Annotated in this window: 9 protein-coding genes and 1 tRNA gene; 2 read left to right on the forward strand and 8 right to left on the reverse strand. The window is 36.3% G+C overall.

Features of this window, described 5'->3' with window-relative positions; translation table 11 throughout:
- Positions 1-177: 177 nt before the first annotated feature.
- The 3 genes from O0955_RS08120 to O0955_RS08130 form a co-directional block, all read right to left on the reverse strand.
- On the reverse strand, positions 178-4,410 hold the full coding sequence (locus tag O0955_RS08120) for an NACHT domain-containing protein (protein ID WP_269427041.1): 4,233 nt from the start codon (positions 4,408-4,410) through the stop codon (positions 178-180).
- A gap of 447 nt (positions 4,411-4,857) precedes the next feature.
- Positions 4,858-7,911 carry a hypothetical protein gene (locus O0955_RS08125; protein ID WP_269427042.1) on the reverse strand — a complete coding sequence of 1,018 codons (3,054 nt, stop codon included), beginning with the start codon at positions 7,909-7,911 and terminating at the stop codon, positions 4,858-4,860.
- On the reverse strand, positions 7,912-9,678 hold the full coding sequence (locus tag O0955_RS08130; RefSeq protein ID WP_269427043.1) for a hypothetical protein: 1,767 nt from the start codon (positions 9,676-9,678) through the stop codon (positions 7,912-7,914).
- A 195-nt stretch (positions 9,679-9,873) separates the two neighbouring features.
- On the opposite strand from O0955_RS08130, the gene O0955_RS08135 reads away from it, so the two are divergent.
- On the forward strand, positions 9,874-10,077 hold the full coding sequence (locus tag O0955_RS08135; protein WP_269427044.1) for a hypothetical protein: 204 nt from the start codon (positions 9,874-9,876) through the stop codon (positions 10,075-10,077).
- Between the two features lie 229 nt (positions 10,078-10,306).
- Here the strand turns inward: O0955_RS08135 and O0955_RS08140 are convergent.
- A tRNA-Arg gene (locus O0955_RS08140) sits at positions 10,307-10,380 on the reverse strand.
- Positions 10,381-10,622: 242 nt separating this feature from the next.
- On the opposite strand from O0955_RS08140, the gene O0955_RS08145 reads away from it, so the two are divergent.
- Positions 10,623-11,048, forward strand: coding sequence for an SRPBCC family protein (locus tag O0955_RS08145; RefSeq protein ID WP_269427045.1), 426 nt, complete (start codon positions 10,623-10,625; stop codon positions 11,046-11,048).
- Between the two features lie 313 nt (positions 11,049-11,361).
- On the opposite strand, the gene O0955_RS08150 is transcribed toward O0955_RS08145, so the two are convergent.
- From O0955_RS08150 to O0955_RS08165, 4 genes are all read right to left on the reverse strand, one after another.
- Positions 11,362-11,595, reverse strand: coding sequence for a hypothetical protein (locus O0955_RS08150; RefSeq protein WP_269427046.1), 234 nt, complete (start codon positions 11,593-11,595; stop codon positions 11,362-11,364).
- A gap of 241 nt (positions 11,596-11,836) precedes the next feature.
- Positions 11,837-13,012 carry a mannonate dehydratase gene (gene uxuA / locus O0955_RS08155; RefSeq protein WP_269427047.1) on the reverse strand — a complete coding sequence of 392 codons (1,176 nt, stop codon included), beginning with the start codon at positions 13,010-13,012 and terminating at the stop codon, positions 11,837-11,839.
- Between the two features lie 3 nt (positions 13,013-13,015).
- Entirely contained in the window at positions 13,016-13,840 is an 825-nt protein-coding gene (locus tag O0955_RS08160; protein WP_269427048.1) for an SDR family oxidoreductase, read from the reverse strand.
- Positions 13,841-13,857: 17 nt separating this feature from the next.
- Positions 13,858-15,357, reverse strand: coding sequence for a glycoside hydrolase family 30 protein (locus O0955_RS08165; protein ID WP_269427049.1), 1,500 nt, complete (start codon positions 15,355-15,357; stop codon positions 13,858-13,860).
- Positions 15,358-15,472: the final 115 nt, after the last annotated feature.

Genomic DNA, 15,472 nt, shown 5'->3' on the forward strand with positions numbered 1-15,472 from the left:
TTTGTAAATGTCGTTGACACCATGAGAGGACTATTTTAGAACAAAAAAGTTGGCATATATAAATGGTACTAGTTTTAATTTGTCTTGGCTGTATGAGCCAAGGCAAATTGTAAGGGACTCCCCAACAAATGTAAAAGCTTCACATCAATAACCCCCTCAAATCTTTATAAGATATACCTAGATTAGATCATATTTATATTTTTGCAACAATTCTACGGCTTGTGCCAATTTATAGGGCTTAGAGCGATGCATAGATATAACATTGTCGATATCTCGCTTAAATCCGTTCAAGTAGAAAATATCATCATTATCATTTCCAATAAATCCCCTAGACAAAAAGCCTGTAAGAATGGATAAGCACAATACTTCATCATGAGTCTTTGCTATTGAAAGCAAAGCTTCGGTGGCCATCCGGATAGCTGAGGTTGTAGTACGATCATAAATACTTCTACCATGTAACCCAGAAATATGAGCAGCGATAATGTCCAGAAGTACTGGAACAGCCTCTTTATTGGAGTAGGATTCCCAAGATTTACCGTAACCACTTATAATCGGCTCGCTAACCTCCGGTTCTGTTTGCATCTTTTGATACACTAACTCGAAGGCAAACTTGCTGTTGCTTTTAATGAGCATCGAAATAAGAGTTGCCTCTTCGATAACACGTTCAATAATTAGAGTAGAATAGTTAGTTGAAATAAATAGCTCTACGCATTCAGAGTTCCCATTTTTCTTCAACTGATCGAGTAGAAAAGATATAAAATGCGAATGTCGATTATCTAGACCAAATTGTTGCAGAAGTAACTTCAAAAACGGCACGTCATTTTCAAAAAACAATTTAATTATTTCCCTAGGATAATAATTGTTGCCAATGATCAGTTCCGAAATTATTTCTCGTTTGAGCCTGCCTTCGTAAACTGGAACTTTAAGCTCTTTATCCTTTATATACTGATAAACAAAAAACTGCCCTGAGACTGACAGGTTATCATCCTCTAAAATCGACAATAGATATTGTTCTATTGTTTTTTCAGGGACGACCCCATCCATATAATCCAGATTCAGCTTTTCATGATCGGCGCTGTCCCAAATCATCTTGAGCAATAGCTCTGGACTCACCGTATTGAACTTAAAATACTTCTGAAAACCAAAAATTAATCTTGCGGTGTGTTGACCCGTGTTTTTCTCATCATCATGAGCACCGATATAGAAATCCAAAGCTCTTTGCTGGTGACTTTGACACCATGCTTCAATTTCCGATCTTTGTTGATCGCTCACAATTAACCCGGTTCTATCATTCGTAGGAAGATTAATTTGAATATCCTCGATACGTTCGAGGTCATTCTCGCTTAGGGCTGTCAATAAGCTATCTTTATGCAAGCCCTTTCCGACTTTGTAGCCTTTGTAGATTATCTCACTTAAAAACTGTTTGGAGTAAGCATGTATACTTTTACGTAAATCTGCCCTCTCATAATAAAGCTTGTTAAAAGCCTCCATCCTTTTATCGGAAAGTACCTGAACACCAAAATGCTCATAGATCTTTTCCATATCTGCCATAAGGCCATGTTTGTCAAACCTTATATCAAAATCCGCCTGTTCCCTGCTTTGATTAAATGTAATCTCATTTTCTCTCTCTTTTTTATCCACCAAGACATCAAAACGATAAGGAGTTCTACTTTGGATAAGTGATTGAAATTGGACACCAAGATCGATATTATCGTGGCTAGTAATATTTCGTAGCGAATTGATGAACGTTCCATCTAGTTTCCCTGAGTTATAGGTATTAATGACCATTTCTATAATCTTATCATTTAAAATGGCCGCGACAAAATGAACCACCATCGAATCTTGTGAAGCGTGGTTAAGTAATCGTGGAGCAATAAATCCCTCTAGCTGGCATACCTTTACCAGATTAACAAGCAGATCATCCTCAAAATGCCTGATTTTATCTCCCAAGACTGCATCGATTATCACTTCTGCCAACTTATCCTTGATATCATTAATATGTATTTTGAACACGGTAGTGATGTGTACATAAAATTCATTAACGTCCTTTTCTCTAAGTTCATAATTCTTATGCCTCTCAATGAGGTAGCTAAAAATCCGAATCAGTAGCAGAGGGTCTTCAACTTTGCAGAAAAGATTGAATATTTTTTCTTTGGTCGAAACCACTGAACCATATTTTGAACGATGATTCCAGGGTTTTTCCTTAATCGACTTACTCAAAATACCCAATACGTAATCTATGTATTGAAAAAGATTTGTTTCACTAATGCTGTCCAATACTGGCCTGACAATTTCTCGTTGATCAAATTCTTTTAGTTCAGTAATTATAAAGGTCAAAATGATCTCATTATGATATCTAGGTGCACCCAGAACAAGTTTCAGGACATCTTCCATTAGGTAGAGCATTTCTACCGGACTCGCTATAAACTCCTGCACCAGTTGCTCGCAAACGACTTCGAGTCTTTTTGGATAATTTAGAGTCAGCGGCATTTCTCTGAGTAAAGATGAAGCGGACATTCTTGGCCTTATATGCAAGGAAGAATCTCCAAGCTGATCAAAAAGATACTGCACATTTGCTTCTGTATTACCTAAAGTGGCAATAGCCGATAGATTTGGTAGCCACAAGCTTTGGTCTATAGTTGTGGACTTGAATATAGTTTGAAGTGCACTATTTTTGATGTCTTGTGGAATGCTGCCTGGGTCAGCAGAAAATACCAGTTCAAGATCATATTTCACAAGCCAGTCAACTAGCTTTAAATAGGTTTTACCATCGAAAGACATGTTCAGCAGGAAAGAAATCACGTTAAACCAACTCGGATGAACCTTATTACTACCATCGCCAATGCTGATAAGTTCTATTATACTCTCGAAACCTAATAAAGATAGGCTTCGGGCGGTTAGGAATTCTTGTATGTTCTTATGCTCAAAACTCCAGGTACCGGAAGAACTTTGTTCCAAAAAGGGATTTTTAGCGCAGTCTCTCCCCTCTCCGAGAACTGCTCTAATTTCGTTCTCCTTAAGTTCAGAGCGTTGCATCACTTCCATGGCAACGGCCAATTCTTTTGCTATTTGAAGTTGCTCCGACTTGCTAAAAGTTATATCATTCCTGTTCTTGTCTATAAAATCCTCTTCAAGCCTTTGATCAATATAAGACTCGATAAGCTTTGGTCTTGAGATGGCAATATCAGGATTGATCATCAGGCTCTTGCCAATCATTTCTAGATAAAATGGATTTTGGATAATATCCCTGAACCGCCAAAAATCAAATTCCTTTCGCCCGATCAAATCGATACTGTATTTGTTATACAAAAAGCGAACTGCCCCACCTTCTGTCACTCCGTTTAGAAAATATGGCTTAAGGTTCTCTATTACCTTGATATATTTTAGATAAATATTGGTTCTGCAACTCACGACGAACTTAATTGAGCCTTCATCTAAATACTCTCGTTTGTCCGAGAAAAATCGCCTAAGTTTATTGGTGAAATCGGCAATATCATAAATCTCGTCGATACCGTCCAAAATAACCACCAATGAGCCGATATGCTGATAATTATCGGGTAAAAGATCCTCAATTGCCATTCCAGAATTAAAGTCTCTCAATCTTTCATATTTCGGAATATGCATCCCCATCTCCCTAGTTTCCCACAATTCAATAGCAAAATCCTTCAACTCGCTGGTTTTGCCATAGCCAGGATTTCCCAGCAAGACCACACCCCATTTAGAAGAAGGCAAGAGGTCTATCAAAAATTTCCGATCATTGTCTCCCCATTCATAAATATCTTCCTCACTTTCGGCCCTCAGTGTTCTTTTGATGTGATGCGGATCTTTGGTAATAGTGCCAATATAGAGTTCTCTGTGAGTTTCATCGACAACTATCTTTTTAAGATTTTTATCTGAGAAGAGCAGTTTCTCGAACTTACCCAATAACCGTTGCCGTTGTTCTTTTCCGACGGGTTCAGGCTCAAGTTTATAAATTGGCTGGTATAATTCTGGATATAACGAAAAGTACTCCTTTACGAAAGCATTTGGCGTAAGAAATTCTACTGGGCAAGTATCCGATAGCAATTCATAAAAGCCTGCTAATTTTAAATCCTCGTTAGGATTAGAAAAATCCCTATAAGGCGATATAAATAATAATAGGTCAATCTTTTTATGGGTAGAAATTACATGTGGAATTTTCTCCATTGCATCCGCATGGTTTAGCTGAGAAGAATAATCCTTGCATTCCACATAGATACAGCGGTGTCGAAAATATTTATCAACCACAACAACTACATTATCATAACCATCCTGAGTACCAGAATTTTGATTCCTAGATCTAACTACCTCATAACCTAGTTCTTCTAAAATATTTTCTAAAAATAATTTCGCAAACCTTTCGAAATTTGCTCCCTTTTTGATCGCGTGCATTATGGTTATGGGTAATATAAATTATACTAGCAAATATAACATATACCAACCAAGTGATCTAACAAGATGATATATTGATAAACTCATAAAAGCAAATTCAAAAAATCCAAGATCTAAAGACCATTTACTAACAAAATATTATAAATTACTTGCTGACGACTAGGTTGTTAAATAGAGTTAATTATTGGCGGAATGGGATTAAACATATTGACTAGATCAAACTCTTAATATCAATACTTACACTAGCTAATATGAAGCATAATAATAAATCACATCTTCTCGAAACGTAATGCTTTGAGAAAATTTTCTTAGAACGAAGTCATAAAAATTGAAATTACAGATTGTCCTTCATTATCTGCAAAAATGTTTGCTTTTTTAGATCGATGCTTTCAGCCAATCTGATTATATATTGGTTATCCCAAAAATCTTGCATTCTACGAACAACAATTAACGCACTAAATGCCAGTGCTTAAAGTCATTTTCAAGGAAGCTGAATTTCTTCTCAAACAAGTGAGCCAATCGCATATTTGCAGTGGCAAAAAAAATCTGTTTGCCACTTGGCAAAACATACATCCTTAAGTAGTCTAAAAATGATAAGGCATTAAGATCATCTATAAATGCCACTGGATCATCAAACATGATAATTTCTGGTCCATTTTGTAATTTTTTATTTAGAGAAAGAAAAATCGAGAGAGCCAAAGCAGAACGTTGTCCTGTACTAATTTCTGTTACACTACGTTCCTTCCCATCTTCATCAACTAATAACAACTGCTTTCCGTCAATAAATTTGATATCCACGAATTCCTTCGGTATATGGATTGCTTTGAATATATCAATGATTTCTGCAAAATTTTGTGAAAAGAATTTATCTACATGATCTGATGCTTGTCCAGATGTCAATTCCTTCAGCTTAAAGTAGGCTTTTTCAAACCGCGTAAGTTTTGGACGATTATCTTTCAATAATTTGTTATTCAATTCTAAAGCTTCTTTTGTTTGATTTAAAATCAACTGCCCTTGGACGGCTTCTTTATAAGTTCTAATGTTTTCGTTAAGAAGATCAGACTTACGCTTATATTCTGATACCTGATCATTGAGTGCCAAATTAATAACTGTTTGAAGTTTGCTAAAAATATCTCTAAATATTTCAATTTCATTCGACTTTTGATCGATGATTTTATCCGTCTCAGTTATAGAAAGGGAGTTTTCAGAAGGTATATCTAAAAGTCTTTTAACCTCCATCCCTTTACTAAGTCTGTCTTTTAAAATATTTTGTAGTTGAAGCTTACTTTCACCTAGTTTATTTTCCAAAGACTTCATTTCAGATTCGAGCTTATCCTTATTGGCTGTTGTAAAAGTAAATTTTCGATCAAACGAATTTTCGATTTTAAACTTAAGTTCTTTGAGTTCCTTTTCGGAAACACCCGCCAGTTCAGCAAACTCAACCAGTTCCTTCATTTGTTTTACCTTACCGTTCCGTTCCTCCCAACTTGCTAACACAGTTTCCAGCTGATCGCTTAAAATTTTCAGAGTCTCTGTAGATGTGACGCTTCCGTAATACCCCAAATGTGTATCCTTAATCTTGTTAATTTCTAAGATTTTTTGCTCAATATTTTTCGTCTTAGATCTTAATTCTTCTAGCTTTTCAGAGTCAAAAGGCTTTTTTCCCGTATCTTCTTTGGGGCTGCCGAATATTATTTCTCTTATTTGTGTCTCTAAATCACTTCTCTTAAATAAGGTTTGGCACATCGGACAGTTTAATGCATTTGGATCTAACCTGATAAATTCCCTTCCCTGTAGTTTGATTTCAGAAACTAGTTGGTCTATTTTTCCTAACTTCTCCAGTTCGTTTTTTAACTGCATTTCGATTTCGGAAATTTCTTTACGGTATTTACCAGTTTCTTCTCGGTAAATTCTCTCAAGCTCAGAAACCGTCATTTCCATTTTATATTCTGAAATTGATATTTCTTTAAGTTGTTGACGAACAAAATCAATTTTCCTTAAATTGAATTCTTGTTCTTTTATATCAGATTCTATACCATTAAGCTTCAACAATTGCTCATCACCAAGATAGATTAATGATTTTTTGATAACATCAATATCTTGTTCGAGCTGCTTTTGTAGAGCAGTTTGAACAGATGCAAGCTGATTACAGTTTTTCACTTGTGCTATCAAATCATTATATGCTTTCTTTTTAGGAAAAAAATCAGATTCTGCTCGTTGAAAATCAATAATTGAATTGTAAATGAAATCCGAATCGGAAAAATTCTTGAAAATAACCGAAAGCTGATTATTGAGGTCCTCAACCTTAGTACCGTTTATAGTTATTTCCAAATTTTGTTCGACGAAGTTCAAGACAGTAATATTTTCCGCAACCTTTTGAGTGATGAATTTTAAATGTTCTGGCTCTTTATAACTCGCGATGACAGCTGAAGTCCTATCAACCTCTTTTTCTGCCTTGTCCATCAAATCCTTTATTTTATTATATTCAGGTCTGATTCTTTCGAGCATTTTTTGCGTTCTTTCTTCAATGTATCCAAATTCAGGACCAAGAACTATATTAAAAAGTGCATCTCTTATCTGTCCGTCTGTAGTACTGCTAGCAAAATCCTGTCCAGCATCTGCATTAAAATAATTGAAACGGTTAAAGGAGTTAAATAAATAATTCCCCTGTGGATATGTCGAACCATACCAACTTAAATCTCTTGACTGAAAAAGTTGGTTGTTGCTGTGTTGGAATTTTTGAATATGTTTATCATCATTGAACTGTGCTTCTATACATCCATCAGGATTTTTAAACGCCGAGTTTCTCATTGAGCGGCCACAAAGCATTAGTTCAATGGCTTCAAATACTGAAGTTTTACCTACACCATTAATACCTTTAACCAAATTAACTTTACCAAACGCAAATTCTCTGACCTTTGAAGGTTGTTTGCGATAATTATCCTTTAACAATACCTTATTTACAAAGTTTATTTTTGAAGCATCACTATTACCTTTTCTAATTTTACTGGGTTCGTCCTTTTTTGTACTGTTGCTTGAAAACCGGTTCAAAATTTCTACGTAAGATGCTTCAGTGTACACTTCTTGTAAATCAACTTCCTCCAATGCCGTTTTCCAATCAGCAACTATGTTCGTTTGACTTACCTTATCAGCTTCCTCATATTGAAAAAAATCTTCAAATCCTTTCTCATCCAACACAAATTTCCGAGCATATTTATCGTTTTTTTCAATAGTAGACTTTTCGTCCGCGTTGAGCTTGTCGTTCAAAAGGAATAAATAGTAATTCCATTGTAGATTACCGGGATTGCTATAAAATTCATCAGACAGTAAATCTTCCTGAAAATCTTCAAAATCATCACGTGACTTGTTACTGAAATCTATATAATAGATGCCTGCAACCTTGTCTTCAATATTTAAAGTTCCTTTATAAATATTATCCTTCACCAAAGCGAGATCAGGAATTACCTCTTTTGCAATGTTAATTAAGTGGGCTGTGTTCATCTATTTTAAAAATGAGTTTGAGTTATAATTATCGGCTGTGCCAAATCCACCACCTTCACCAGCAGACTTAGCCAATAATTGGCCACCATTGCGATAGAAGACAATGACACGATCTCGGGTAAAGCTATTTTCTGGATCAAACAAGCTTTGGAGTTTATTGAAGGCTCGGCCAACTTCTATCTGGGTAGCAGTTCCGAGGTAGCCTATGGTTGCGACGACGTATTCACCTTGAGGGGTAGTTACGTTAAATCGGAATCCTTGTTGCTCTATCTTTCTGATAGGACCACTCATTTCATCAGAAAATCCAACAATAAGTTCTTTCTTTTTTATTCCCTCTAATGCCTTCGGCAAATGCTCCTTGTCAGGAAGTATATCATTGTTCAATACTTCAATGGCTTCTAAATAATCTTTCCTAGCTCTTACACTTTCCGCTGACAAATCCTCTGCTACGGTTATTCGTCGATTAACTTCCACAGCATCCAGAATTTTTACACTCGATAGCTTGTCTACAGAAGCCCAACCTCTATGATAACGCGAATCCACATCTGCTGAACATAGACATGCTAACATCTCCTTTTCTATGACGCATCCTTCTGGATTAAGTAAGGCCGTTGTTTTACATCCGAGATCACCCATATATGAAATATGACTATCGCAAATATCTGTTACTTCTTCTAATTTATCGTCAGAAAATATATAAGAATTAATGACCTGAGGGCCATCTCTACGTCTCTGTGGCCCGGTTCCGGCAATGATATTTACAGATGTATTTTCAATTAGGAATGCATTGCAAGTACTATTTAATAAAAAAGCATGGCGATCCTTTCCAAAAAAGAAATAGTACATTCCAAGTTTATGGTTTCCTCTAATTCTTTTTATAGCAGTGAAGTCAATTTCATTAGATTTTACATAGTACCCACTACGTGAAGACTTATTTTGGACTAGCGAAGCATTATCGATTTTGGAAACATTATTCCAGTTTAAACCAAGTATTTCCTTTCTTTCACCATTTAATATATTGTTACGAAAAGCTATAAAATCAGAATGCGCTGGTTGCGGATTTGCTTGTGGGTTTAATATTAAAAATGGTGTATCTACCCATCGTAACCTTAGTTTTACAGCAGTATCTAAATTCTGGTGTAGGTTCATTGCTTCCGAACAGATAACCGTTAGTAGGTTTACAGATTCTTCGTCATTCCGTAATATATAAATTTCCCTACCTTTAACCATATTATCCCGTTCAATTACACCAGGTCCCCAAGTCCCCATGTGATGAGTCTTAAACTGCAAAATTACGAGCAACTTATCTTCACCTTTGATGTTAGCGCGAAACAGGTATGCAATTGGGTCGACGAACCTCTTAGTATCCTTGATTACCTCTCGATCAAAATACAAGCACACATTATCATTTTCCAAATTCGCAATTGTAGCCGTCAAATCTGATTTTTTTAAAGACTCTAGACCGACTACCCACAGCTTGCCATCAGATGGCCATTGATCCTGTTCTGCAATAATACTTATCATAATATTCCATGGACAGGAATACTCTGGGGTCATCCCAAGATCCGCATTAGTAGATCTTAATAACTCAAAGTAAGATTTAAGCTTGGTGGTAACATCATTCGAGTTTCCGATACGCTCGTTAGTAGCATTTAATGTTCCCTCATGTTGGTAAATCAACGCAGAATATCTTTCCGTATCACGTTTTAATACATTCAGGGTATAACTAACACCCTCAATAATCTCACTAATATATTTGAACTCCATGTATCGTACTGAATTAACTAAGCACAACTTCGTTCCAACGATGAAGACGTCAAGATAGGAGCGTTGAGATTAGACATGATGAAATTAGTTAATAATTTCTTTAAAAATTAGGTTTTGAAATAATTTCTTAATAAAAACGAAACCTTAAATTAAAATAGGTTTTATAGATTTAGTTTATTATAAAATCATTTTCAGATGAATACGTTTAAGCGTAGAGCAAAGAGAATCCCAAATCACGCAGGAAATGAGGATATGATTGTTTATGAAAACGAGAAGCCGCTTTTAAATCTGATTGCCCGAATTCTTGCGGATATTTTCTTAAAAGAAATGGAAGAAGAAAACCTTGAAAAAGAACCAAAAGTACCTGACTGGAAACGTCCTCAAAAAAAAAGCATTTAGTAGGGAAAAGCGGACGCTGTTTGAACAACTGAATATCAAGCAGTTAAACACAAAACACTTAACATCAATCATTTACAAGAGCTATTCTAGAATATTAAAAAAATTTCAAATAACTGAATATCAATCAATTATGGATCATCTATTTTTATGTTCAAAGATAAAATTTGATGAAAATAAAAATGCAACTATCTGACAATCAGATAATTGCATTCGTAATTTTAATATCCTGTACCCTGGAAGGGATTCGAACCCCTGACCCACGGTTTAGAAAACCGTTGCTCTATCCAACTGAGCTACCAAGGCTCCTTTTTTAAAGAGATGCAAATATAGAAGTTATACTGAATATGAGAAAATATTTTTCATAGAATTTATCATTTATTTTGCAAACACGCCAATATCAATACTTTCCGTAATCATTATTTTTCATTTCATTGACTATTCTAAAAGTTTGGCGCAAAAATACCTGAAATTTGTCGTTTATAACCCGCTTATTTTTAAATATGCTCCGTATGTTTACGTTAAGAAATTAAAATAAAACTCTTATTATGAATACCTCAGAAAAAACAATTATCACTGTTGAAAGTACCGTTAATGCTCCTGTAGAAAAGGTTTGGGCCTATTGGAATGCTCCTGAGCACATTGTAAAGTGGTGTAATGCTTCTGATGACTGGCATACCCCAAAAGCTGAAAATGACTTAAAAGTTGGTGGAAAATTTGAAACCCGCATGGAAGCAAAGGATGGCAGTTTCGGTTTCGACTTTGGTGGCATTTACGACCGGGTTGAATTACACAAACTTATTACCTACACGCTTGGAGATGGCAGAAAAGTAAAAATTATTTTTGAAGATGCTGGTGATGAAACTAAAATAACTGAATCTTTTGATGCAGAAACCACTAATAGTATTGAAATGCAACAAGGTGGCTGGCAGGCCATATTGAATAATTTTAAGAACTATACGGAGTCAAATTAACTATTCGGGTTAGAGGTTTAGGAACAAATTTACCGTATTAATTGCCAGTGCGGAAATGAACATCGTTTTTGTTATTGTGCAAACCAACGTTATTTAAACCTGATTGAAGCGGCATCCCCCGATTTTTCTTCGGGGATATAGCGGAAAGCAGGACAATCGTTTCAAAAGAACTTCAGACTTTGCTTTACAAATAAATAATGAAATCATATTAAATTTCATCACGCTCCGTTTTTATCAGTAAACCCGACGTGGTAGAATTAATTTATATAAAAAAACCTGCTTTGCGTATACAGAGCAGGTTTCAATTTATATTTTAAGCATCTTCGCCATTCCAGATGTCGTCATCGGCTTGTGTAAGTTCATCATGTAGTGAACTTTTGCTTCTGAATTCTTCATGATGGTAATTTCTTTCCGGGTTTTCAGGCAAATCTGATCCAACATTTGAAGATGTTTTACGCAAATGTTCCGGTTTCTTAACCTCAGGTAAATCGTCGTGTATAACCGAAGGTTTAAGGATTTTCTTGGTGGGATGCTGATTATTCTCCATAATTGTTCAGACTCAAATTTCAAGCCATAAACAAAGGTGAAGTTAAAAATCTGTAATCGGGCTATTTATTTATCTACAAATCACAACTCATCTGATTACCAACAAAAAAGACTGTATCATAAATCCTGAATTGTTATCCTGAGCTTGTTGAAGAATTTACTCAAAACATTTAGGTGTTTTAACTAGCCCAACGTGACAGAATGTAAGTAAAATTAGATTTATGATACAGTCTTTTAAAAGATTAGTAATTTCCGGTTACGCCAATTTCTAATCCCCTGAGTTCTGCCAGCCCTCTTAAGCGACCGATTGCCGAATAACCCGGATTGGTTACTTTGCCTAAATCATCCAGCATTTGATGGCCATGATCCGGGCGGAATGGAATAGATTTATCCCGGGTGGCATTTTCTGCTGAAAGTGCTTTCATGATTTCGTACATATTTACGTCACCACCTAAATGATCGGCTTCGTAAAAACTTCCATCTTCGTCTTTGGTCACATTGCGTAAATGCGCAAAATACACCCGCTCTTTAACTGCATTAAAAATTTCTAAGGCATTATTACTCATTCCGGCACCCAAAGATCCTGTACAGAAACAAACCCCGTTAAAAGCTTTATTTACCCCATTAATAATGTAATTAAAGTCTTCAAGGGTACTGGCAATGCGTGGTAAACCTAAAATAGGATACGGAGGATCATCGGGATGAATGGTCATTTTAATGCCTTCTTCCGTACAAACATCAGCAATAGCATTTAAGAAGTATAATAAGTTTTCCTGCAGTCCTTTTTTTCCAATGGCTGCATATTCGTTAATGCTGTTGCGAAGGGTTTCGAGCTCAATCTCTTTTTCGTTCGGAATTCCCATTAAAACATTGATTCTTAAATCGTCCAATTGCTGCTGATTTAAAGTGGCAGCCTTTTCTTTAGCACGTTTCAGGATAGATTCAGCATAATCGGCTTCTGCTCCTGCTCTTTTCAAAATGTAAAGATCAAAAATGGCCAGGTCGATCCAGTTAAAATACAAAGCTTTTGATCCGTCTGTCATTTCTAAATCCAGTTGCGTACGCGTCCAGTCTAACACTGGCATAAAATTATAACATACGGTCTTTATACCGCATTGTGATAAATTACGCAAGGAGGTTTTATAATTCTCCAGGAACAGATCAGCATCTGCCCTGCGGGTTTTAATGGCCTCGTGTACAGGCACACTTTCTACTACAGACCAGGTTAATCCTGCGGCTTCAATAATCGATTTTCTTTCCTGAATATCGGCCAATGGCCAAACTTCGCCGTGAGGAATATGATGCAAAGCCGTAACAATACCAGTTGCACCTGCTTGTTTAACATCCTGAAGGGATACAGGATCGTTGGGACCATACCAACGCCAGGTTTGTTCTAATTTTTTATATTTCGTTTCCATAAATTACACGCCGGAGAAAGCACTGAATCCTCCATCTACTTTAATATTTTCGCCATTTACAAATTTCGAAGCATCGCTTAACAAATAAACCATGGCACCAATAAGTTCATCAGGGTTACCAAAACGCTTAAAAGGTGTTTTAGAAATAATTGCCTGCCCTCTGGTTGTTAAGGAGCCATCTTCGTTGGTTAGTAGCGCTCTGTTTTGGTGCGTAATGAAAAAACCAGGCACTATTGCATTCATCCTGATTTTATCTTCATAACGATTGGCCAATTCTACAGCCATCCATTTAGTATAACTGTCAATTGCTGCTTTTGCAAGCGAGTAACCTAACACACGTGTGAGTGCCTGTGTAGCCGAAATAGAAGAAATATTGACAATGCTGCCTCCGTTTTTGGCAATTTCACGCCCAAAAATTTGGGTTGGCATAATGGTACCAAACAAGTTTAAATCAAAAGCTTGTTTAAGCGCAGAAACGTTAAGGTCAAAAACATCATTGCCAGGTTGAACCACCGCCTCGGCAACATTACCCCCTGCGGCATTAACCAAAGCATCTATCCTGCCGAACTCTTTTAAAATTTTGGTATTCGCTTCAATCAGATCCTGCTCATTTAATACATCGGCAATAATATAAATGGCTTTACAGCCGGCCTGAATCACTTCTTCTACTCTTTGTTTTGCAATGTCTTCGTTACGGCCAATTACCACTATGGATGCTTCTGCGGAGCAAAGCCCGTTTATAAAAGCCTCTCCCAGTACACCTGTAGCACCTGTAACCACTACAACCTTGTCTTTTAGAGAGAAAAGGCTTTCAACTTCTTTAATCATTATTTAGATTTTATTTTTTACTCAACAACTAATGTGGTTATAGAATGTGGTAAGCTGGTTGTTGTTGCCGCTTGTCCTTTTATCCATAAACTGTATTTTAATTTATCATCTGTTTGGTTCATAACCACCACAGCCAGCTTTCCATCGGCATTTAAAAATGCCGTAGTTTGTAATTTATCACGGCTTGATGCAGAACCAATTCTTTTTGCACCCGGACGGATGAATTTAGAGAAATGGCCCATGTAATAATAAGCATTGGTGTAAATCAATTTATCATTTTTAGTATCGGCGTGTACCGGAGCAAAACAGAAATTACCCACATGGTTAGGTCCGCCTTTTTCATCTAAAAGAATATTCCAGTCTGTCCATGCTGCTGTGCCCGCATTAAAATCGTTAATCATAGAGTAGCCATAGCGCTCACCTAAAGTCCAGTCGTCAAGCTTATTTACATCATATTTTTCTTTACAACCTTCAGTAAAAATTAAGGCCTTATCCGGATAGGCTTCATGGGTTTGTTTAACATTTCCAAACTGCATACCGCTGCCTGTCCAGGTTTCGTACCAGTGAAAACCAATACCCCAAACATATTTTGCAGCCTCTTTATCATTCAGGATTGTACTTGCCCGCTGGAAAATCTGATCACGGTTATGATCCCAGGCGATTAATTTTTTAGCGCCCAAACCTTCTTTTTGTAAAGTTGGCCCTAAGAAATTCTTGATAAAATCACGCTCTTCTTCTGCTGTGAACACACAAGACTCCCATTTTTGTTTAGCCATAGGTTCGTTCTGAACACTTAAGCCCCAAATTGGAATGCCCATCTTTTCGTAGGTTTTAATAAACTTGACATAATGATTAGCCCAGCTTTGACGAAATGCAGGCAGTAAATGGCCGCCTTGTATTAAACTGTTATTATCTTTCATCCAGGCTGGTGGCGACCATGGGCTTACAAACAAAGGTAATTTACCACCTGCTGCTGTCGTAGCCTGTTTAATTAAAGGGATTTTGTAGGTTTCATCATGTGCAACACTAAAAGTTTTCAAATCTTTATCGTTGTCCTGCACGTAAGTATAACTTCCGCTGGAGAAATCGCAGCTTGCAATATTGGTACGGGCTATAGTATAACCAATTCCTTTATCGGCGCTGTAATATGCGGTTAATAATTCCTGTTGATTTTTCTTAGAAAGTTTGGCAAAAGTTTCAGCTGATGCATCCGTTAATGCCCCACCGATCCCCACTAAAGTTTGATATTTAACTGTAGGATCAACAAAAATACAAGGCTCTGTTTCAAAGGGTTGTTTATTTTCTATAAAACTCAGCGTTTCTGTTTTACTTAATCTATAATCAGAGTTCTCTGCCGTAGCGTACACTGTAACCTTCTTATTTCCAACCGTATAGGCTTGTGCTGTTTTTGTATTGGTTTTAATTCCCTTTTTGTTTTGGGCGGATGCAGTAAATGCAGTAGCCAGGATCAAGAGAATACTTAGGTTTTGTTTCATTCTGTTTTGCGCTGTTTTCATATAAATTAGGTTCAGATGCTCAAAATAAGGCATTTTTAAAGATCATTTTGTATGCAATACTATTAAATAATTAAGGTGAATAACCATAATTGTGTAAACATTTATCATCATTTTT

This window comes from Pedobacter punctiformis, from assembly GCF_027213715.1.
Classification (GTDB): Bacteria; Bacteroidota; Bacteroidia; order Sphingobacteriales; family Sphingobacteriaceae; genus Pedobacter; species Pedobacter punctiformis.